Genomic DNA, 22,635 nt, shown 5'->3' with positions numbered 1-22,635 from the left:
CGTCGTACCGGTCCTCGTTGATTGTTGCCGGTGGGACAACATCCTGTACGCAATCGCGATGCTACTGGCGATCTTCTCTCATGAGTAGCATCTGTCACGCGGTCGGTCGAATCACGGGCAAAGCGAAGCGTCAAATACGTGACGGTGCTTGTGAACCGGCTACCCAGTGCGGCTTACCCACCGAAGGAAAAGGAGTACTGAAATGAGAGAAACAACCCGCAACGTCCGGCCGGTTACCGCCAGCTTTGGCAAAGAAGGTTCTGGCGAACTCGTGCCGTCGCGCTACGCCGTGCGCGTGGGCGACGTCGACGTCGTCATGATCAGCGACGGCATTCTGCCGCTGCCCACCTCCACCATGTCCACTAACGCGAGCGAAGCTGACCGCAATGATTGGTTCGACGGTCGTTTCCTGCAACGTGACACGTTCGACTGGGCGTTGAATATTGCGCTCGTGCGCAGCGGAGAACGCGTAATCCTGATCGACTCAGGCGTGGGTGACGGTTTCGAATACTTCACGCGTGCCGGTCGATCGGTCATGCGCCTGGAATCGGCCGGCATCGACCTGGCAGCGATCACCGATATCGTGATTACGCATATGCACATGGATCACGTCGGTGGGCTGAACGTCGACGGAGTCAAGGCCAGGCTGAACCCCGACGTGCGCATCCACGTGTCGGCTGCGGAAGTGGAATTCTGGAAGAATCCGGACTTCACCAGGACAGTGATGCCGGAAACGGTGCCCCCCGCGCTTCGCAAGGCTGCCGCGAAGTTCATGGAGCGATACAGCGAAAACATCGTGCAGTTCAATCAGACCGTCGAGGTCGCGGCGGGCGTGAAGGCGCGCGTGACGGGTGGGCACACACCGGGACACTGCGTCGTGGACGTCGCATCAGGCGGAGAAAGGCTGACTTTCGTAGGCGACGCGATCTTCGAAGTCGGTTTCGACCATCCCGATTGGCAGAATGGCTTCGAGCACGATCCCGAAGTGGCCGCGGACGTACGGGTGGCGCTGCTGGACGAAGCCGCTGAAACGGGCGCTCTGCTGGCCGCTGCACATATCGCGTTCCCGTCCATCGGTCACGTCGCAAAGAACGGTGACGGCTTTCGTTTCATACCGGTGCAGTGGGACTACTGATGCGTGCCGGAATTTCATTAGCGCTGGTATAGATTGCCCTGACGGAAGGATCGTTTCACCGCGCGTGTTTCGGGCCTGGAGAATGGCTTCCTTCCGTCGATGACGAGGTTCAAGTTCAGTTCGAGACAGAGTCTGACCAAGCACCTGAGGCGTCCCTGGCGTCGATCGGCCTGCGCGGCGCGATCAACGCGGTAACCGCTAAAATTGCGGTTTTACCCCGGAATACGTGCATGTCTTTTGCCTCGCTTGGCCTGATCGATCCGTTGCTGCGTAATTTGCAGCGCCTCAATTACCAGACACCTACGCCGGTGCAGGTCAAGGCGATTCCTGTTGTGCTCAGTGGCAAGGACGTCATGGCGGCGGCACAGACCGGCACTGGCAAGACGGCGGGTTTCGCGTTGCCGCTTTTGCAACGGCTGATGCAACATGGCCCGGCGGTGTCCAGCAATCGCGCGCGCGTTCTGGTTCTGGTGCCCACGCGTGAACTGGCCGAACAAGTGCTGCAAAGCTTTATCGAGTACGGCAAAGACCTCGACTTACGATTTCTGTCCGCCTACGGCGGTGTGAGTATCAACCCGCAGATGATGAAGTTGCGCAAAGGCGTGGATGTGCTCGTTGCCACGCCGGGCCGTTTGCTGGATCTCAATCGCCAGAACGCCGTGCAGTTTGATGAAGTACAAACGCTGGTGCTGGATGAAGCCGACCGCATGCTGGATTTGGGCTTTGCGCGCGAACTCGACGCCGTCTTTGCTGCCTTGCCCGCTCGGCGACAGACCCTGCTGTTCTCCGCCACGTTTTCCGATGATGTTCGCGCCATCGCGGCGAGCATTCTGCGCAGCCCCGTCAATATCAGCGTCAGCCCGCCCAATGCCGCGGCCGGCAACATCGAGCAATGGGTGGTGCCGGTCGATAAGCGGAACAAACCTGAACTCTTCATGCACCTTGTGGCTGAGAACAAGTGGGAGCACGCGCTGGTGTTCGTCAAAACACGCAATGGCGTGGATTACCTGGCGGCCATGCTGGATGAAGCGGGCTATGCGGTCGACACCATTCACGGCGACAAACCGCAACCCGCGCGCCTGCGTGCCCTGGAGCGCTTCAAGACGGGCGAAGTGAATATGCTGGTCGCCACCGACGTGGCCGCGCGCGGGCTGGATATCGACGACCTGCCGCTGGTGATCAACGTCGATCTGCCGATCGTGGCCCAAGACTATGTGCATCGTATTGGGCGTACCGGCCGTGCGGGCGCAAGCGGCGTGGCGGTGTCCCTCGTGTGTGCCGATGAAGCGCCGCAACTGGCTGCGATTGAAGCGTTGATTCGGCAAACACTGCCGCGCGAAGAAGAGCCGGGCTTTGAAGCCGAACCTATGCGCCGGGCTCTTGGCATTCTTGCTCGGCCGCTTGTTCGCGCTGACGCTGCCGTTTCGACTCCGTCCGCTTTACGACCCCTCCATTCATTTGTCGTTTCCGTTGGCCGACAAGACCGGTGAAGGCATGCGCCTGTGGAGTTCGTTTCCCAGCGACCATGCCTCGCTCTGGATGGCGATAGCCGTCGGCATTTTCCTGGTCTGGCGATGGATCGGTGTGCTCGCGATTGTGCATTGCGTGGTCTTCGTGTGTCTGCCTCGCGTTTATCTGGGGTTGCATTATCCGACTGACGTCATCGGAGGGGCGGCCATCGGCGCCGTCTGCGCATGGCTCCTCTCGCGCGCGCCGATACGCACCCGCTTTGCGCCGTTCTTCGTGCGATTCATGGAATATCGGCCGGCCGCGGGTTACATGCTTGCCTTTCTGTTCTTTTTCGAACTCGCCACGATGTTCGATGAACCGCGCTATCTCGCGACGTTGATCATCAAGCAGTTACACCAGGGCGGCTTCCATTGAGCCCGAGCGCGCATGCCGTCTCGATCAAAGTATCGATGGCACGATGGCGACGCGTCGCACACGACGCTGATTCTTCTGAGCGGGGCTGAGGACGGCCTATATTCGTCAAAGGGCGTCGCGAACGCCTTTTGCGGATATCTTTTTGATCCGCTCCGACCTGTTCGGCACGTCGCCCATATCCGGGCCCGGACAACCGGCCGCCGACGAGTTTGCCAACGTGCAGCTTTAGAAACGTTAAAGCCCACGACAGAAATATTCGACCGCTTTTACATCCTCTGTCCAAACGGCTGTCAAGTCAGTCGGTCGTCGCTTCGCATGCGTTAAGGACGCTGCGAGTAGTTGTGCCTTCAACGGCCGCCGATACAGATATCCTTGCGCGAACGGTACTCCAACCGGCTCCGACCCGGCGCACCTGTGATTGGAAAATCGCCGGTCGATCTTCCTATGGTCGAAGGGAAAGCGCGTGAGCGGTTCAAGGTGACTTTTGTCGTGGCCGAGATCATCGATGGCGCCGGCTCCCAAGTAAATGCATACTCTCTTGCGACGTGGTAACTAATACCGTTCCGCCATCGAACTGAGCGCGTTTCGTCTCAGTAATTGGATGCGCCGTCGCTTTCAGCATCGCTTAATGTGTATTGATATAGCATCGCGCGCGAACGCAAACGGGCGACCTGCTGAAGCCGAAACTCGGTTTCCTACAACTCCAGCCTGATGCGCTACAAGAGCAAGCCAGCCTACAAGGGAATCGTATGAACACCATATCGGAAGAGGCAAACACGCTGACGGACCGCGAAGTCCAACTCATGCTGCGGACGGTCGCCGCCTTGCGGGAAGGCGAACCCGTTCAGAAGTTGCCTGCCGATTGGACCGGTGCAAAAGGACAGCTAGCCGTCGAGCTGAACATGCTGGCCGACCAATGTGTGCGTCAAGGGCTGGCGCTCGGACGCGCAACCGGCAACACCGCGGCAAGCCTGGGTGCTGCGGGCCGCGTTGATGAAGAAGGGTTGAGCGGCTTCTGGCTGCAACAGGCGCGTGAAGCCAACGCGCTGCTCGAGGCGACCGATACCGCGCACGCACGTACTCGGGACATTCACACGGCGCTCATCGCGCTGAGAAAGGGAGAAGGGGCGTCGCTCGCCGCCGACTGGACCGGCTTGCACGGCAAGCTTGCGGATGTCTTCAATGACGTCGTCGACCAGAACATCCGCATGTCGGATGAGCTCGCGCGACTCAGCCAGGCAGTCGGCAAGGAAGGCCGCATCTACGAGCGCGCCACACTGCCCGATCCCCGGGGCTTCTGGCGCCGATCGATCGACTCGGTGAATTCCCTCATCGTCGATCTCGTTCACCCCACGAGCGAGGTGGCGCGCGTGATCGGCGCCGTAGCGCAAGGCGATCTCAGCAAAAGCATGGCCCTCGAAGCCGACGGACGTGCGCTCGAAGGCGAATTCCTGCGCACGGCGAAGATCATCAACCGGATGGTGGAGCAGCTCGGCACCTTTGCCGCAGAGGTCACGCGTGTGGCGCGAGAGGTCGGCACGGAAGGCAAGCTCGGCGGTCAGGCAGACGTGCAGGACGTGGCCGGGACATGGAAAGACCTGACCGATTCCGTCAATTTCATGGCCGGCAATCTGACGAGCCAGGTCAGAAACATCGCGGAAGTCACGAAGGCGGTCGCCGCCGGCGACTTGTCGAAGAAGATCACCGTGGACGTCAAGGGCGAGATTCTCGAACTGAAGAACACCATCAACACGATGGTCGATCAGTTGCGGTCCTTCGCTTCCGAAGTGACGCGCGTGGCGCGCGAGGTCGGCACCGAAGGGAAGCTCGGCGGTCAGGCGGACGTCAAGGGCGTCGCGGGCACGTGGAAAGACCTGACCGACAACGTCAACTTCATGGCGGGCAATCTGACGAGCCAGGTTCGCAATATTGCAGAAGTCACGACGGCCGTGGCGGCCGGCGACCTGTCGAAGAAGATCACCGTGGACGTCAAGGGCGAAATTCTCGAGCTGAAGAACACCATCAACACGATGGTCGATCAGTTGCGCTCGTTCGCGTCAGAAGTGACGCGCGTGGCGCGCGAAGTGGGCACCGAAGGAAAGCTCGGCGGTCAGGCCGACGTGAAAGGCGTCGCCGGAACGTGGAAGGATCTCACCGATTCGGTGAACTCGATGGGCAGCAACCTGACCGCGCAGGTGCGCAACATTGCGGACGTGACAACGGCAGTCGCGGCCGGCGATCTTTCGAAGAAGATCACCGTCGACGTGAAGGGCGAAATCCTCGAGCTCAAGAACACGATCAACACCATGGTCGATCAATTGAGTTCCTTCGCCTCGGAAGTGACGCGCGTGGCCCGCGAAGTCGGGACCGAAGGCAAGCTGGGCGGCCAGGCCGACGTGCAGGGCGTCGCGGGAACGTGGAAGGACCTGACTGATTCGGTGAATTCGATGGGCGGCAACCTGACGGCACAGGTGCGCAACATCGCAGAGGTGACGACGGCGGTTGCCGCGGGCGATCTCTCGAAGAAAATCACCGTGGACGTCAAGGGCGAGATTCTCGAACTGAAGAACACCATCAACACGATGGTCGATCAGTTGCGTTCGTTCGCCTCGGAGGTCACGCGCGTTGCACGCGAGGTCGGCACCGAAGGCAAGCTGGGCGGCCAGGCCGATGTGCAAGGCGTAGCGGGAACCTGGAAGGATCTGACCGACTCGGTCAACTCGATGGGCAGCAATCTGACCGCGCAGGTGCGCAACATCGCCGATGTGACGACGGCAGTGGCGGCGGGCGACCTTTCCAAGAAGATCACCGTCGATGTGAAGGGCGAAATCCTCGAGCTCAAGAACACGATCAACACCATGGTCGACCAGTTGCGCTCGTTTGCTTCGGAAGTGACGCGAGTGGCTCGCGAGGTCGGCACTGAAGGCAAGCTGGGAGGACAGGCCGACGTGCAGGGCGTCGCCGGAACCTGGAAAGATCTCACCGATAACGTCAATTTCATGGCCGGCAACCTGACCAGTCAGGTTCGCAACATCGCGGACGTGACGAAGGCGGTAGCCGCGGGTGATCTGTCGAAGAAGATCACCGTGGACGTCAAGGGCGAGATTCTCGAACTGAAGAACACGATCAACACCATGGTCGATCAGCTCAGTTCCTTCGCATCCGAAGTGACGCGAGTCGCGCGCGAAGTCGGCACGTTGGGCAAGCTCGGCGGACAGGCGGATGTGCAGGGCGTCGCCGGCACATGGAAGGATTTGACCGATTCCGTCAACTTCATGGCAGGCAATCTGACGAGCCAGGTCCGCAACATCGCCGACGTGACGAAAGCGGTGGCGGCAGGCGATCTGTCCAAGAAGATCACCGTGGACGTCAAGGGCGAGATCCTCGAACTGAAGAACACCATCAACACGATGGTCGATCAGCTGCGTTCGTTTGCGTCCGAGGTGACGCGTGTGGCGCGCGAGGTCGGCACCGAGGGCAAGCTCGGCGGTCAGGCGGACGTGCAGGGCGTCGCGGGCACGTGGAAGGACCTGACCGACAACGTCAACTTCATGGCGGGCAACCTGACGAGCCAGGTTCGCGGCATCGCGCGAGTCGTGACCGCCGTGGCGAACGGCGATTTGGGCCGCAAGCTCACGGTGGAGGCAAAGGGCGAAATCGCGGCGCTCGCCGACACGATCAACAGCATGACGGACACGCTCGCCACGTTCGCCGACCAGGTGACGACCGTCGCGCGCGAAGTGGGTGTCGAAGGCAAGCTCGGCGGACAGGCCAAGGTGCCTGGCGCTGCGGGCACGTGGAAAGGGCTGACGGAAAACGTGAATCAGCTTGCGGCGAATCTGACGACGCAGGTTCGCGCAATCGCCGAGGTGGCGACGGCGGTGACGCAAGGCGACCTGACTCGTTCGATCACCGTCGAGGCGCTTGGCGAAGTCGCGGCGCTCAAGGACACCATCAACGAGATGATTCGCAACCTGAAGGACACGACCGAGCTCAACACGGAGCAGGACTGGCTCAAGACGAATCTGGCGAAGTTCAGCCGCATGCTGCAGGGGCAGAAGGACCTGGTCACCGTCGGCCAGCTCATTTTGTCCGAGCTTGCGCCAGTCGTCGGCGTGCAACAAGCCGAATTCTTCGTATTCGACATGGTCGATGAGGCCGCTTCGCTGAGGCTCGTGGCGAGCTACGCGTCCGAAGGCCATCGCTCGCACGGCAAGCAGGTTCAGCTGGGTGAGGGACTCGTCGGTCAGTGCGCGTTCGAGAAGCGCAAGATTCTGCTCGCGCCGTCGGCGTCCACCGACTACCGGATCGAATCGGGTCTGCTGAGCGCCGTGCCGCAAAACGTACTTGTGATGCCGATCGTTTTCGAAGGCCAGGTCAAAGGCGTGATCGAACTGGCCTCGCTCGAATGCTTCAATTCGACTCACCTGGCGTTTCTCGATCAGCTGACTGAAAGTATCGGCATCGTCATCAATACGATCGAAGCGAACACGCGTACGGAGGACTTGCTCAAGCAGTCGCAATCGCTTGCACAGGAGCTGCAGAGCCGGCAGGAAGAGCTTCAGCAGACCAACGAGGAACTACAGGAAAAAGCGCGGCTGCTCGCGCATCAGAACCAGGAAGTCGAGCGCAAGAACTCGGAGGTCGAGCAGGCACGCCAGGCGCTCGAGGACAAAGCGAAGCAGCTTGCCCTGACGTCGAAATACAAGTCGGAGTTTCTCGCCAACATGTCGCACGAACTGCGCACGCCGCTCAATAGCCTGCTCATTTTGTCCGATCATCTCTGCAAGAATCCCGACGGCAACCTGTCTACCAGGCAGATCGAATACTCGCGGACCATTCATTCCTCGGGGAACGACCTGCTGATGCTCATCAACGACATTCTGGATCTTTCGAAGATCGAGTCCGGCACGGTCGTTCTGGACGTTGCGGAGCACCGCCTCGCCGACATGACGACATATGTCGAGCGCACCTTCCGGCACGTTGCTGAAGCGCGCCATGTCGAATTCGTCATTCATCTCGGCGACGGTGTACCCGGCTCGATCGTGACGGACCTCAAGCGTCTGCAGCAGATTCTGAAGAATCTCCTCTCCAATGCCTTCAAGTTCACGCATCACGGACACGTATCACTGACGATCGAGCATGCGCGGGGCGGATGGAGCGAGGACAATCAGGCGCTGAACAGCGCAGGCAGTGTGATCGCTTTTTCAGTTCAGGACACCGGCATCGGCATTTCGGCGGACAAGCAGCAGATCGTATTCGAGGCTTTCCAGCAGGCCGATGGCAGCACCAGCCGAAAATACGGCGGCACGGGACTGGGGCTCGCGATCAGCCGCGAACTGTCCAAGCTGCTGGGCGGCGAAATCCGCCTCACCAGCACGCCGAATGAGGGCAGCACGTTCACGCTGTTCTTGCCGCGCACCAACGATCTCGGCAGAAGCGGGCGAAGAAAGCTGATGCGGCGGGAAGAGGGACGCGAGCCCGTTCCGGGTGGCTCGCCCCGCGCGAGCTTTGCGGTCGTGGACCTGGCGGCGCAGTCAGAGATGACTATCGAGGTTGCGCACGAGGTATCGGCCGCACACCTTATCGACGACCGTGACAACATCGTTCAGGGCGATCGGGTTGCGCTGATTGTCGAAAACGATCCGGCATTCGCGGGCGTGATGGTCGAAGCGGCGCGGCAGCGCGGATTCAAGGCGCTCACCACTGCATTCGGCGCCTACGCCTTGACGCTGACCGACCAGTTCAAACCGGACCTCATCACGCTGGATCTGTTTCTGCCCGATATGGACGGATGGCAGGTTCTCGCGCGGCTCAAGAACGACATGGCCACCCGGCACATTCCGGTGTGGGTGATCTCGACCGATGAATCGCGTGACCGCGCGCTACGGTCCGGTGCTCTCGCCTTTCTGTCCAAACCGGTCGAGTCCCAGGCGATCCTGGATAACGCGCTCGCTGCGTTGGCCCGATACATCGAAGCAGAGCGACGCGTCGTTCTCGTGGCGCTTTCGTCGCCGAATGAGCGGGAGTTGCTTTCCAGTGCGTTGCAGGCCTTGCCGGCCGCGGTCGTGTCGGCAAGCTCTCGCGAGGAGTTGCTAAAGCAACTCTCGTCTCCAGCCATTGACGCGCTGGTGCTCGCTGACGACATTGCGGGCATTTCACCCGAAGACATCGAAGCGGCAGTTGCTTCGCGCGAAGCCCTTTCGCCATTGCCGGTCATCGTGAGCGCGGCGGGCCCGGTCCCGCCTGCACGCTGGCAGCGCGTCAGGGACGGGTTCGTCGCCCTGCAAGCGGCGAGCCCCGATCAATTGCTCGATCTGAGCGTCGCCGCGCTGCACATCGATGCAAAGCGCCTCAGCCAGGAGCACTGCGCCATGCTGCAGGCGTTGCGGGCGTCACAGAACGCGTTGAAGGGCGTCAAGGCACTGATCGTCGATGACGACATGCGCAACATCTTTGCGCTCGCGACGATCATGGAGGATCTCGGCATGCGTCAGGTCTGGGCCGACAACGGGCGCGATGCGATACGGCAGGTGGAGTCCGATCCCGAGATCCAGATCGTCATGATGGACATCATGATGCCCGAGATGGACGGCCTCGCCACGATGCGGGAAATCCGCAAGCGACCGGTAGGCAAGGCATTGCCGATCATCGCAGTCACGGCCAAAGCGATGAAGGGCGATCGCGAAAAGTGTATCGAGGCAGGCGCGTGGGATTACCTCTCGAAGCCGGTCAACCGCGATGACCTGCTTGCCGTGCTGCACGCGTGGCTGCATCGTTAGGAGCGCCGGCCATGGCCATGTTCGAATCATCTCCGGAGGAGAAGGTGAGCATCCTCGTAGTGGATGACCTGCCGAGCCAGCACGTCGTTCTGCGCACGGTGCTCGAGGGACCGGATCAGGAAGTGGTGACGGTGTCGTCCGGGCGGCAGGCGCTGAAGGCGGTGCTGCAACAGGACTTCGCCGTCATATTGCTCGACGTGAACATGCCCGACATGGATGGCTTCGAGACGGCCAGCATGCTGCGTTCATATCGTCGGACGGCATCGACCCCGATCATCTTCGTCACAGCGTATGTGGACGATGCAGAAATGGCTCGAGGCTATTCGCTGGGGGCGGTGGACTATATCTCGTCGCCCGTCGTGCCGGAGATTCTCAGCGCGAAGGTACGCGTGTTCGTGCAGATGTACAGGATGAACCGCGAGCTGCGCGCCCGGGCCGCGCAGCGCGAGGAACTCGCGCGGGCGGAGGCGCAACGCGCGTCCGCCGATCAGGCTCGCCAGCGCGCCGATTTCCTGGCGCACGTGAGTCATCTATTCACGCGCTCGCTGGATGTGCAGACGACTCTCTCCCGCATCCTCGATACATCGGTGCCGGCACTGGCTGACGTCGCCTGCGTCTATCTCGAACTGGACGGCGAACAGCTCCCGAGGACGTCGCTGCGCTGGGGGCCGGCTGTCCGCGCGCTGATCGACCCGGCTAGCGGTCGTGCGATCGAGACCATGGCTGCGACGGAGCAATTTTTCGAGCTCGCGAGACAGACCGTTGACAAGGGCGAGAGTCTCGTGTGCCGGGCCGGGGCGGACCGTATCTTCGAGTTTCAAAGCGACAAGGCGCAAGGGAAGAACCCGGCCAAGTTCGAGGAAATCAGATTTCACCCGCTCTTGAGCGGCGCGCAGCGAAAGGCAGCCATCGCATTCGGGACTGTGCACTGCGAGGGAGATCATCAGCGGGCGCCCATCGTCACCGAGTTCGTGAGCCGTGCGTCCATCGCGCTCGAGAACGCGTTCTTGTTCTCCGCCCTGCGTGACGAGGACAGGCGCAAGAATGAATTTCTCGCCATGCTGGCCCATGAACTCCGAAATCCGCTTGCACCCATCTCCAACGCGGTGAGCGTGATGAAGAACACGGAGCCGGGCGATGCAAAGGTCATGTCATGGGCGACCGGAATCATAGGTACCCAGCTCGATCACATGGTACGCATCGTCGACGATCTGCTCGACGTATCGCGGATCGCGCGCGGCGCGGTGGCGTTGCAGCGCAAGCCGCTTTCGCTGCGAGTCGTGGTCGATCGTGCAATCGAAACCAGCCGGCCGCACTTCGCCGCCCGCTCGCAGGCGTTCTCCTGCGAGACCTGCACGAGGGATCTGATGGTGGAAGGCGATGTCGTTCGTCTCACGCAGGTCATTGCGAATCTGTTGAACAACGCCTCGAAGTTCACCCCGCCCGGCGGGCACATCAATCTTTCGACGGCTTTTTCGAAGGGGAACGCGGTGATCACCGTCACCGACGACGGCGAGGGCATCGATTCGAAGCTGCTCCCGCGCGTCTTCGAGCTCTTTGCGCAAGGCGACAGCGCGCTGGATCGCGCGCAGGGCGGCTTGGGAATCGGGCTTACGCTTGCCCGCCATCTGACGGAGCTGCACGGCGGTTCGATCCGCTGCTGGAGCGCCGGCCGCGGACGGGGCGCCAGGTTCACGGTCGAGTTGCCGGCATCGATTGCAACCGGCATACCGGCTCCTGTCGCCGATATTCTTCCGATGCGTCGCAGAGGTGGCGCACGGGTGCTCGTCGTGGACGATTCCGTCGCGTCCACGGAGAGCCTCAAGGTCTTTCTCGAACTGCATGGATATCAGGTGCAATGCACGCACGATGGTGTCTCCGCGCTTGCGCTCGCCAGCAAATTCGCGCCTCAGGTTGCCGTGCTCGACATCGGCCTTCCAGGCATGAACGGGTACGAAGTTGCAAAGGCCATTCGTGCCGACACCGACCTCGGCGATTGTCTTCTGATTGCGTTGAGCGGTTATGGTCAGGACGAGGACCGTCTCAGGTCGAAGTCGGCCGGCATCGATCATCATCTGATCAAGCCCGCGGATCTCGCCTCGCTGGTCGACCTGATTGCGACGCACGTCATGCGGGGCGGCGCGGATGCCGAAGGCGAAGGGCGGCCAGCCTAGGGTCGAAGATCTCTTCCGTGACCCGGACGCCGGGGCCAAAGATGCAGATCTAACCCGCTACCTGATTGGCGCTGTTGAAGAACGGCGCTGCGCCGACTACGGTGCCCTCGATCAATTCGTGATGGCGCGTGCCGAATCCCCTGGCGCGAATTCGTTCGATGTCGTTCGTCACCGCCTCCATGTCCTGTTCGGAAACGACGAGACAACGCCGCGATTCCTCGGGCGTGAGTCGCATCTGGGAAAGGATGGTGCGGCCGCTCGCGCCACGGCTGCGCGAGCTGGGCGATTCTATGCGACAACATGGGCTGAGCGGTCCGATCAGACTTCCGACTCGCCTTGCGCGGGCTCCGAAAGCGTGCCCCGTTCCACAACGGGCGCTTCGAGCACGAGTTCATTGTCACCGTCCTTGCCGTCGATCAGGGCCATCAGATGCCGTGCCGCGCGAGCGCCGATCTCCAGCGATGGCACGCGCACCGTCGTCAGCGGCGGCTGAGTGAGCCGTGCCTGTTCGATGTCGTCGAACCCGGTCACCGAAAGATCTTCGGGTACGCGAATGCCTTTCGCGCGGCATTCGTCGAGCAGCCCGATGGCCTGCAGATCCGTGCCGCATATCACGACGCTGGGGTGCACTTCGCCGCCCCAGAGTTCGCGCAGCGCCTGCCGTCCGCCTTCGAACGTGAACGGTGCTTCCACGATCCATTCGGGTCTCAGGTCGAGGCCTGCTTCCCTGAGCGCGGCGCGCGTGCCTGCCTGCCGCGCGCGCACGCGTTCATTTCCGAACGTGGAGCCGCCGCACATGGCCACGCGCCGATGCCCGAATCCGACGATGCGCCGTGCCAACTGGTAAGCGGCCTCGAAGTTCGAGAAGCCGACGCAGTGCGGATACTGCGTTTCGTCCACCGACCAGGTAAGCACATAGGGCAAGTCGTATTGACGCGTGAGCGCGAAGACTTCGGGAGGATGATCGGTGCCGACGAGCACGAGCCCGTCCACGCCGCGCTCGAGAATCGCGCGCAGCACCTCGAGTTCGCGCGCCGGCTTGTATTCGTGACTCGCAATCAGCAGCTGATATCCATAGCCCCACAGCGTTTGTTGAAGCGCCTGAATGGAATCGGCGTAAATGGGGTTATTGAGCGTCGGATAGATGGCCGCGACCGTGCGCGTCTTGCGTGAGGCGAGCGCCTGCGCCGCGCCGTTTCGCACGTAGCCGAGTTGTTCGACGGCGCGCTGCACGTTCGCAAGCGTCTGCGGCTTGACCTGGTCCGGTACGGACAAGGCCCGCGACGCGCTGCCGAGCGATACGCCCGCGAGCCGCGCGACATCGGCGAGCGTGGCGCGGGTCGGCTTCATGGCGCGCTGCGCGTGCGTCCGTATGCATCGGCGCGAGCGATGCCTTCGATCAGCCTTTGCGCCGTCAATGGCGGCATCATGTGCCGGCTGTAGCGCGTGGCGAGCGTCGCCTCGGCGATGAGCGACAGCTCCACGGATGTGAGCGGGGCGTGCTGCCCCAGTTGCGCGAGCGTGAGCGGCAATCCGACTGCGGTCATAAGCGTGGCCAACGGTTCAATGTCCTCGGGCGATGAATCCTCGACGAACAATTGTACAAGCGTGCCGAACGCGACCAGTTCGCCGTGCATCATCGAGGCCATCGCGGGGATCGCCGTGAGACCGCGAATCAGCGCGTGCGCGAGCGACAGCCCCCCGCTTTCGAAGCCGACGCCGCTCAAAAGCACGGTCGCTTCGACCACGCGTTCGACGGCATCGGTGAGGTCGCCGCGCCCGACATCGGCGTAGGCGCGCGCGCCGTCGTCGAGCAAGGTGGCAAGCGTCGCGCGCGTGAGCAGCAAGGCGCCCGGCAGCGGCGGCGTGCCGTATGAATTCAGACCGGCGGCGCGCTGACATTGCGCGGCTTCGTACTTCTTGCTCAGCGCATCGCCGATGCCGGCCGCGAACAGACGCGCGGGCGCGGCGGCGATCAGCGCGGTATCGACGATCACGGCATCGGGATTGCGCGGCAGCATCTCGATGCCGGCAACACGATGCGCCTCGTCATACAGGATGATGAGGCGGCTCGTCGGCGCATCGCTCGACGCGGCGGACGGCGCGACCACGATCGGCACGTCCAGCGCCCGCGCAACGCCCTTCGCGGTGTCGATGGTCTTGCCGCCGCCGATTGCCACGACGGCATCGGCGTGTGCTTTGCGCGCTTCGTCGCTCAGCTTCGCGATGACCGCCGCCGTGCATTCGCCCGGAAACGCCGCGATGTGCGGGGCGACGCGCGCTTCTTCGAGCGATCGCGTGACGTCAGCCGACACGCGGGCGGCTACCGCGCCATCGACGAGCACGAACGCGCGGCGCGCGCCGAGCTCCGCGAGCGTCGAGCCGAGCGCGGCCAGCGCGCCCGGACCCTGTGTATATCGCCCCGGAAAGCCGATGGTCCGCCAGAGCGCATTCGTCATGTCATCAGCCATCCGCCGGCGACATCGATCACTTGTCCGGTGACGAACGCAGCTTCGTCGGACGTGAGGAAGAGACACGTCGATGCCACTTCGTCAGGCGCGCCGAGGCGTCGCAACGGCGTTTCCTGTGCGACCTTTTCGTTGGCTTCGCGCGCGACGCCGCGCACGAGCGGCGTATCGATGCGCCCCGGCGCGATTGCGTTCACCGTGATGCCGTGCGGTCCGAGCTCGCCCGCGAGATGCCGCGTCATGCCGATCAGCGCGGCCTTCGTCGTGCTGTAATGCGCGGCGACGATGTCGAGATACGCCTTGCCCGCCACCGACGACATCGACACGATGCGCCCGAAGCGCCGCTCCACCATGCCCGGCGCAAGGATGCGGCAGAAGTTGAAGACGCTGTTCACGTTCACGTCCATCACGCGGCGCCATTCGTCGGGCGCCATCTGCCAGATCGGCATCGGCTTGCCTGCGTGCTTCGGCGAGATGCCCGCGTTGTTGACGAGTGTATCGACCGGACCGAGCGCCGCTTCGATCGCGCGGCATGCGGCCTCGCACGCGGCGAAATCGCCGACGTCGGCGTGCGCGAAATGCACGCGCAGGCCCGCACCGGTGAGACGCTGTGCGAGCGCCGCGCCCGTTTCCTCATTGACGTCGACGATGCCGACCGCCGCGCCATCTCGCGCATAGCGCTCGACGAGCGCCTCGCCGATACCGCCGCTGCCGCCCGTGATCAGAACCACGCGCTTGTCGTGCCGCATGTCATTGGTCTCCCACTTTCAGCATGATCTTGCCGATATGCTTGCTCGATTCCATCAGCTCGTGCGCGGCCTGCACGTCCGCAAAAGGCAGCACGCGATGAATCACCGGCAGCGCGCGGCCCCTTTCGAGCAGCGGCCACACGTGGGCGTGCAGCGCCTGCGCGATCGCCGCTTTCTGTTCGATGCTGCGCGCGCGCAAGGTGGAGCCCGTGAAGGTGAGGCGGCGCAGCATGATGGGCATGGCATCCAGTTCGATGCGGCTGCCTTCGAGAAAGGCGATCTGCACGAGCCGGCCTTCGAGCGCGAGCGCGCGGATGTTGCGCGCGATGTAGTCGCCGCCGACCATGTCGAGGATGATGTTCACGCCCTCGCCATCGGTGAGCTTCGCGACGGCATCGACGAAATCTTCATCGCGATAGTTGATCGCGTGATCCGCGCCCGCTTCGCGGCACGCCCGCGCTTTTTCCGTGTTGCCGACGGTCGTGATGACGCGCGCGCCGAACGCGTGCGCGAGCTGGATCGCGGTCAGTCCGATGCCGCTCGATCCGCCGTGCACGAGAAACGTCTCTCCCGCCTGCAGGCGGCCGCGTTCGAATACGTTGGTCCACACGGTGAAGTAGGTTTCGGGCAAGGCCGCGGCCTGAAGCAGCGTGAGGCCTTTGGGCACCCGCAGACAATGCGATGCATCCGTGATGCAGTATTGCGCGTAACCGCCGCCTGGCACGAGCGCACAGACTTCATCGCCCGCGCGCCATTGCGTGACGCCCGCGCCCGTCGCGACGACGCGCCCCGACACCTCGAGCCCCAAATGCGGCGATGCGCCCGGCGGCGGCGGATAGGAGCCCGAGCGCTGCAGTACGTCCGGGCGGTTCACGCCCGCGTAGGCGACTTCGATCAGCACGTCGTTCGGGCCCGGCGAGGGCAGCGGTCCTTGCACGAGCCGCATGCAGTCGGGCGCGCCGCCCGTGCCGTGATCGATATATTGCATCGATGCAGGAAGAGTGGATGTCATGACGTTCAACGGATGATCGATTCGATGTAATCGGCGGGCAGACCGATCGACGCGTAGTGCCTGCGCGCCGCTTCGATCTTCGTGAAGACGTCCTCGTAACCTTGCGCGACGCCTTGCGGATCGACATATGTGTAGCCGCCGGTCACGTGGAACCAGGTGATCATCTCGGGCACGTCCTCGGGCACGAAGAGCGTGTGCGTTTCGCCCGCGGGCTCGAACGCATAGCCGCCTTGTTCCGCGACCCAGTCGTGTTCGAGGTAGTACCAGCGGCCCTTGAGCACCATCGCATGAACGGCGCCGCTATGACGATGACGCGACACGACCCCGCTGCCGCGCACGCGCAGCAGATTCACGTAATAGCCCTGGCTCGCGTTGAGGATGAGCGGCTTGAACGACACGGTTTCGGTCGCGGGGACCCACAGCTTGTCGTCTTCGAGCCAATCGGTCATGACGCCGCCGTGCACGAGATCCTTCGACATGTACGGCACTTGCTGCAACTGGTAGGCGATGACCTGTTCGTCGGGCTTCACTTCGGTTTGCATGAGTTTTTCTCCGTGGTTTCTGAATGCGATGCGTCGGATCGGCGAATCAATGACCGAGATAGGCGCGCCGCACGTGGGGACTATCGAGCAATTCTGCGCCCGTTCCGGAAAGCGCGATGGCGCCGTTTTCCAGCACGTAGCCGCGGTTCGCGAGCTTGAGCGTATGGAACACGTTCTGTTCGACGAGCAGCACCGTCACACCGCGCGCCGCCACCGTGCCGACCACTTCGAACATCTGCTCGACGAGCAGGGGCGAAAGGCCGAGCGACGGTTCGTCGAAGATCAAGAGCTTTGGCGCGGACATCATGCCGCGCGCAATGGCGACCATTTGCTGCTCGCCGCCCGACAGCGATCCGGCCAGCTGCGTGAGACGCTCGCGCACGCGCGGAAAGAGTTCGAGCACTTCGTCCATGCGTTCGCGCCGCGCGCCGCGTGCGGCGTGACGAAACGCGCCCATCAGCAGGTTCTCTTCGACGCTCAGGAAAGGGAAAAGCTGACGGCCTTCCGGAATCATCGTGACACCCATCGCGACGATGTCGTGCGACGATCTGCCAACGAGCTCCTGTCCCTGAAACGTGATGCTGCCGCCGCGCGCCGCGACGATGCCGCACAGCGTCTTCAGGGTCGTGGTCTTGCCCGCGCCGTTCGCGCCGACGAGCGTGACGATCTCGCCTTCCTGCACATCGAGCGAGACGCCGCGCAGAACTTCGCTCTTGCCGTAGCCGGCCGAGACGTTATGCAGCTTGAGCATCGAGATACCCCTTGCCGAGATAGGCCTGAATCACCTCAGGATCGTTGACGACATCGGACGGCTTCCCTTCCTTCAGCATGCGCCCGGCATTGATGACGATGATGCGGTCCGACAGCGCCATCGTCGCCTGCATCATGTGCTCGATCATCAGCACGGCGATGCCCGATTCGCGGATGCGCCGCACCATGCTGATCGCGCGCGCGATGTCGGCGGGATTGAGGCCGGCCATCACTTCGTCGAGCAGGAGCGCGCGCGGACGCGTGGCGAGCGCGCGCGCCACTTCGAGGCGTTTCATGCCGCCGACGGTCAGGCTGCGCGCTTCGGTATCGAGCAACGATGTGAGGTCGGTGATCTCCGCGACTTCGCGTGCGATGGATTCCGCTTCCATGCGCACCCGCGTATTCATGAACGCGCCGAGCATGATGTTCTCCAGCACCGAGAGGCCCGCGAACGGCTGCGCGATCTGGAACGTGCGGCCGATGCCGTCCTTCGCGAAAGCATCGGGCGTGCGCGGCTCGGCCCAGGTGCCATCGGCGAGTCGGATCTTGACGATGCCTTCGTTCGGGCGAATGAAGCCCGAGAGCTGATTGAAGACGGTGGTCTTGCCCGCGCCGTTCGGGCCGATCACGCCGAGAATCTCCCCGGCATGCAGCGTGAGGGACACGTCGTCGGTGGCGACGAGGCCGCCGAAGCGCTTCTTCAGATGCTCCGCCTTCAGCAAGGGCGTGCCGAGCGGCAGGGCATCGGCGGGCGCGATCGACTTCGCCGGTTCGGGCGCCGGCGTGCGCGCGCCGGGCAGACGGTCGATGAAGCGCAGCACGTAAGCGCCCAGATGCCCGACGAGCCCGCGCGGAATGAACAGTACGACGAGCACCAGCACGACGCCGTAGACGAAGCCGTGCGTGCCGCTGCCGAACGAGCTGAGCCAGCCGCGCGCGAGTTCGGCGATCGGCAGCACGAGCACGGTGCCCGCAAGCGGTCCGGCCACGCTGCCGAGCCCGCCGATGAGCGCGAACATCGCGATCTGGACCGACAGTTCCAGCGAGAACGCGGCGGACGGATCGATGAAGGTGAGATACATCGCATGAAAGGAACCGATCATGCTCGTCAGCACGGCCGAGATCACCGCCGCGCCGATCTTCACCTTGACCGCGTTCACGCCGACGGCGCGCGCCGCATCCTCGCGCTCGCGCACGGCGATCAGATAGAAGCCGAAGCGCGAGCGGCGGATGAGCCACGCGGCCCACAGCGTCACCAGCAGAAAGCCGAACGCGATCAGCAGATACGCCCACTTTTCGCGGAATACCATCCATTGGAGACCGATATTGAGCGGCACGTTCAGGCCCGCCGATCCGCCCGTCCAGCTTTCCTCGTGCACGGTGAGCAGCCGGCACACTTCCAGAAACGCGATGGTGGCGAGCGCGAAGAACGGCCCGCGCAGACGCAGCGTCGGATAGGCGATGACGATCGCCGCCGCCGCCGAAATCGCGGCGCCCGCGAACATGCCGAGCCACGGCGTGATGCCGAAGTCGATGACGAGCAGCGTCGCCGCATACGAGCCGATGCCGTAGAACACCGCGTGTCCGAGCGAAAGCTGCCCGGCGAAGCCGCCGACGATGTTCCACGCCGTCGCGAGCGCACCGAAGATGCATACGAGCACGGCAAGATGAAAGGCGAACGGCGATTGCAGCGCGAACGGTACCGCGAGCAGCGCGAGGAGCGCCAGCGCGCCCATGTAGCCGCGCGGATGCAGGAGATTGGGAAACATCGGATGCCTCGCTGAACGTTATTCGGAGCCGCGTCCGAGGCCGAAGAGGCCGGTCGGGCGAACCACGAGAATGACGAGGAAGATCGCGAAGTAGACGACTTCCTTCATGTCGGGCGAGATGTAATAGCCCGCGAGACTGTCGATGAGCCCGATCGCGATCGACCCGACGAGCGCGCCCGGCAGGCTGCCGAGCCCGCCCAGCACGACGATGACGAAGGCGGTCAGCACGAAGTACTGGCCGACGGTCGGGAACACCGGATACTGCGCGACGAGCAGGCCCGACGCGAGCCCGACCAGCGCCGCGCCGATGCCGAACGCGAGCACATACGTGGTCTTCACGTTGACGCCCATCAGCGAGGCCGCGTAGCGATGCTGCGCCACCGCGCGAAACGCGCGTCCCGTGTAGGTGCGCTGCAGGAACAGATGCACGCCGCCCGCGACCGCCAGCGCCGCGGCGAAAGTGATCAGCTGCCCGCTCACAATGTTGATGTCGCCGAATTGCAGGTGCTCGGTGCCGAAGCTCACGTCGACGGGATGCACGTCCGCGCCGAAGATCATGAGCGCGAGATTGACGAGTGCGGTCGATACGCCGACGGTCGCGAAGATCTGGATGTGCGCGTCGGCCGAGAGCAGCGGCTGGATGATGAAGCGCTGGATCAGCACGCCGAGGGCGAACAGAAGCAAGGCGACCGGCACCGCGGATACATACGGGTGCCAGCCGAGCTTCGCGGCGAGCAGCCACACGGCGTACATGCCGACCATCAGCAGTTCGCCGTGCGCGAAGTTGACCACCCGCACGACGCCGAAGATCAGCGTCAGGCCGATGCTGATGATTGCGTACGCGCCGCCCAGCAACAGGCCGTTGACGAGAAGTTGCAGAAGAATGGACATGCCCGTTTCCTGGAGACCGCGCAGCGCGTCGGCGCCACGCGGTTCGAGTGAAAGAGAAACGCGGATTGACTGCGGCGGAGCGAGTGCGGCGGATTTACTGCGCCGTGACCGGCTTGGCGATCGCGACCGCTTCCGGATACACGGTCACGAGCTTGCCGCCTTGCCACTGCATCACGTTGGTGGTTGCGAGCTGGTTCTGGCCGTTGTCGGCAAACTGGAAGCCCCAGCCGGCCGCGGTCGTGCCGGCCGCTTTCTTGTAGGCGAGCACGGCCGCGCGAATCTTGTCCTTGTCGGTGGACTTCGCGTTGGCGAGAACGTCGAGGAAAGCCTTCGCGCCGACATAGTTCACGAGACTGTGACCCGAGCGCGGCGCCATCCCGAAATGCTTCTGATATTCGGCGGTGAACGTGTCCAGGCCGGGCGCGCCTTTTTCGTTCATCGCGACTTGCGGGAAATCGATGTCGTATACGCCGTTCATCTGCGCGCCGACGGCCTTGGCCGTATCCGCGAGCGAGTAGCCGCCGCCCGCGCCGATCACCGCCTTCGGCTTGAAGCCTGCTTGCGCGGCCTGGCGGAAGAACAGGATCGAGTCGTTCTGGTAAGAGGTTTGCAGCACGACATCGACATCCGCGCCCTTGAGACGCAGGATCAGCGACGACAGATCGACGCTCTTCGCCGAGTACGGCAGCACCTGCACGACGTTCAGACCGAGCTTCTTCGCGCCTTCCTTCTGAAAGCCGGATACGAGTGTGCCGTACGGCCCGTCTTCCGCAATGATGGCGATCTTCAGCGTCTTCGGATCCACCTTCAACTGCGGCGCGACGACCTTGGTGAGTGCTTCCAGCGTGCCGTCCGCGAAGGTCTTCGTGGTCGAGTTGCTGCGATACAGATACTTGAAGCCGCGGCTCGTGATGGTGTCCGCGGTCGCACCGAGTTCGAAGAAGGGCACGCCGGCGAGCTCGGTTACTTGAGTCGCCGCCGACGACACCGCCGACGAGTAGCTCCCGAACACCGCCGACACGTTCTCCACCGAAGTCAGACGCCGTGCTTCGCCGACGGCCTGGTTTGCATCGACGGCATCGGCTTTGACGAGCACCACTTTTTCGCCGTTGATGCCGCCCGCGGCGTTGCGTTCATCGACGGCGAGCTGCACGCCGCGATAGCTCTCGTCGCCCAGCAACGCGAGTCCGCCGCTAAAAGGAAAGAGGGCGCCGATCTTGATGTCCGCGGCCTGCGCCGCGGCGAGGCTCGATGCAGCGATGCACGCGGCGGCGAGTGAGCGAAAGATCGTGCGGGGAAGGCGCGTCGGCATGCGGTGTCTCCATGTATTGTTTGAAATTGAAGCGCTTCAAATTCTAGACGCGAAACTGTTGTTATTTTAAGAATTGCGTGTTAGCGATTCGATTCACGGTCGCCACACACGGCGCGTCCTGTCTCATTCGAGCCGGATTTGAAGCGCTTCAAGTTTGCGTCCAGGTTCGTAGCTGCGTCAACCAAGGGTTTCCACGTAAGGAAAGCAAGGGGGCAATGCTTGCCCGCGCCGCATCGCGTGGCGAATGTCGGGGAGGGCAACTTTTCATCGATTCGCACTGCTTTCGCGTAAACCCGCTTGCACCGTATTTTTGATGGTTCTATATTGCATTACACCACTAACTATTGCTATGCGATAAACCATGAGCCAAGACGTCCTGTTTTCAAATCACGGCCGCGTCGCGGTCATCACGTTGAATCGTCCCGATCGCCTGAACGCGTGGACCACGCCGATGCGCGAAATGATCATCGCGGCGCTCGAGCGCTTCAATGCCGACGACGATGTTGCCGCGATCATCATGACGGGCGCTGGCGACCGCGCGTTTTCGGCGGGGCAGGATCTGTCGGAAGCGCACGACTTCGACGGCGAACGCGCCGTGGCGTGGGTCAAGGAGTGGCAGCGCTATTACGCGGCGTTGCGTGGCCTGAGCAAGCCGCTCGTCATGGCCCTCAACGGCACGGCCGCCGGCTCGGCGTTTCAGGTCGCGTTGCTCGGAGATATCCGCGTGGGTCATCCGGGCGTGCGAATGGGCCAGCCGGAGATCAATGCGGGCATCGCCAGCACGACCGGCCCGTGGATCATGAATTCGATGCTCGGCATGTCGCGCACCATCGAACTCACGCTCACCGGCCGTCTGATGGATGCCGACGAGTGCTATCGCATCGGGCTGATTCATCACGTCGTCGAGCAGGACAAGGTCTTCGAGAAGGCGCTGGAAATCGCCACCGAGCTTGCCGCGAAGCCGCCTGTCGCGATGCGTCTGGACAAACAGCGTTTCCGCGAGATGACCGAGCCGGGTTTCGTCGACTGTATCGAGGCGGGCATGCGCATCCAGCGCGAGGCCTACGACTCCGGCGAGCCCGCTCGCATGATGGAAGAGTTCTTCAAAAAGCGCGCCAAATGAATCGGGCCAATTAAACCGGGCTGAAGTCGAGCCGCTTCTTCTTA

The 22,635-nt window shown here is 63.0% G+C and carries 16 protein-coding genes; 6 read left to right on the top strand and 10 right to left on the bottom strand.

Annotated features, from left to right (window positions below):
• The first annotated feature begins 202 nt into the window (after positions 1-202).
• The 5 genes from NCS58_RS32620 (at position 203) to NCS58_RS32600 (ending at position 11,975) form a co-directional block, all read left to right on the top strand.
• Positions 203-1,135 carry an MBL fold metallo-hydrolase gene (locus tag NCS58_RS32620; protein ID WP_250477929.1) on the top strand — a complete coding sequence of 311 codons (933 nt, stop codon included), beginning with the start codon at positions 203-205 and terminating at the stop codon, positions 1,133-1,135.
• A 230-nt stretch (positions 1,136-1,365) separates the two neighbouring features.
• Complete coding sequence (locus NCS58_RS32615; protein ID WP_250539011.1) at positions 1,366-2,625, top strand: DEAD/DEAH box helicase; 1,260 nt, start codon at positions 1,366-1,368, stop codon at positions 2,623-2,625.
• A complete protein-coding gene (locus tag NCS58_RS32610) occupies positions 2,537-3,019 on the top strand; it encodes a phosphatase PAP2 family protein (protein ID WP_250539010.1) in 483 nt (160 codons plus the stop codon). Before NCS58_RS32615 ends, NCS58_RS32610 begins: the two co-directional genes overlap by 89 nt.
• Before the next feature lie 749 nt (positions 3,020-3,768).
• The gene (locus NCS58_RS32605) at positions 3,769-9,801 is read left to right on the top strand and encodes a HAMP domain-containing protein (protein WP_250539009.1); all 6,033 of its coding nucleotides are present in this window, start codon (positions 3,769-3,771) and stop codon (positions 9,799-9,801) included.
• 11 nt (positions 9,802-9,812) lie between these two features.
• The gene (locus NCS58_RS32600; RefSeq protein WP_250477925.1) at positions 9,813-11,975 is read left to right on the top strand and encodes a response regulator; all 2,163 of its coding nucleotides are present in this window, start codon (positions 9,813-9,815) and stop codon (positions 11,973-11,975) included.
• Positions 11,976-12,024: 49 nt separating this feature from the next.
• Here NCS58_RS32600 and NCS58_RS32595 read toward each other — a convergent pair whose 3' ends face one another.
• From NCS58_RS32595 to NCS58_RS32550, 10 genes are all read right to left on the bottom strand, one after another.
• Complete coding sequence (locus NCS58_RS32595; protein ID WP_250477924.1) at positions 12,025-12,210, bottom strand: hypothetical protein; 186 nt, start codon at positions 12,208-12,210, stop codon at positions 12,025-12,027.
• Positions 12,211-12,293: 83 nt separating this feature from the next.
• Positions 12,294-13,325, bottom strand: a complete 1,032-nt coding sequence (locus tag NCS58_RS32590; protein ID WP_250539008.1) for a LacI family DNA-binding transcriptional regulator — start codon at positions 13,323-13,325, stop codon at positions 12,294-12,296.
• The gene (locus tag NCS58_RS32585; RefSeq protein WP_250477922.1) at positions 13,322-14,434 is read right to left on the bottom strand and encodes a glycerol dehydrogenase; all 1,113 of its coding nucleotides are present in this window, start codon (positions 14,432-14,434) and stop codon (positions 13,322-13,324) included. Before NCS58_RS32585 ends, NCS58_RS32590 begins: the two co-directional genes overlap by 4 nt.
• Positions 14,431-15,192 (bottom strand): SDR family NAD(P)-dependent oxidoreductase, encoded by a 762-nt coding sequence (locus NCS58_RS32580; RefSeq protein WP_250477921.1) that lies wholly within the window; start codon positions 15,190-15,192, stop codon positions 14,431-14,433. Before NCS58_RS32580 ends, NCS58_RS32585 begins: the two co-directional genes overlap by 4 nt.
• Position 15,193: 1 nt before the next feature.
• The gene (locus tag NCS58_RS32575; protein ID WP_250477920.1) at positions 15,194-16,204 is read right to left on the bottom strand and encodes an NAD(P)H-quinone oxidoreductase; all 1,011 of its coding nucleotides are present in this window, start codon (positions 16,202-16,204) and stop codon (positions 15,194-15,196) included.
• 5 nt (positions 16,205-16,209) lie between these two features.
• Positions 16,210-16,746: a 2,4'-dihydroxyacetophenone dioxygenase family protein gene (locus NCS58_RS32570; RefSeq protein WP_250477919.1), complete on the bottom strand. Its 537-nt coding sequence runs from the start codon at positions 16,744-16,746 to the stop codon at positions 16,210-16,212.
• A 46-nt stretch (positions 16,747-16,792) separates the two neighbouring features.
• Positions 16,793-17,497, bottom strand: coding sequence for an ABC transporter ATP-binding protein (locus NCS58_RS32565; RefSeq protein WP_061118617.1), 705 nt, complete (start codon positions 17,495-17,497; stop codon positions 16,793-16,795).
• Positions 17,481-19,265 carry a branched-chain amino acid ABC transporter ATP-binding protein/permease gene (locus NCS58_RS32560; RefSeq protein ID WP_250477918.1) on the bottom strand — a complete coding sequence of 595 codons (1,785 nt, stop codon included), beginning with the start codon at positions 19,263-19,265 and terminating at the stop codon, positions 17,481-17,483. The genes NCS58_RS32565 and NCS58_RS32560 overlap by 17 nt, the downstream gene beginning before the upstream one ends.
• Before the next feature lie 18 nt (positions 19,266-19,283).
• On the bottom strand, positions 19,284-20,156 hold the full coding sequence (locus tag NCS58_RS32555; protein WP_061118615.1) for a branched-chain amino acid ABC transporter permease: 873 nt from the start codon (positions 20,154-20,156) through the stop codon (positions 19,284-19,286).
• Positions 20,157-20,250: 94 nt separating this feature from the next.
• Entirely contained in the window at positions 20,251-21,468 is a 1,218-nt protein-coding gene (locus NCS58_RS32550; RefSeq protein ID WP_250477917.1) for an ABC transporter substrate-binding protein, read from the bottom strand.
• A gap of 361 nt (positions 21,469-21,829) precedes the next feature.
• Between NCS58_RS32550 and NCS58_RS32545 the strand changes: the two genes are divergently transcribed.
• A complete protein-coding gene (locus tag NCS58_RS32545) occupies positions 21,830-22,591 on the top strand; it encodes an enoyl-CoA hydratase/isomerase family protein (RefSeq protein ID WP_061118613.1) in 762 nt (253 codons plus the stop codon).
• Positions 22,592-22,635 lie beyond the last annotated feature (44 nt).

It is taken from the genome of Caballeronia sp. INML3B (genome assembly GCF_023631305.1).
GTDB lineage: Bacteria > Pseudomonadota > Gammaproteobacteria > Burkholderiales > Burkholderiaceae > Caballeronia > Caballeronia turbans.
This window is presented reverse-complemented; position numbering and strand designations above follow the sequence as displayed.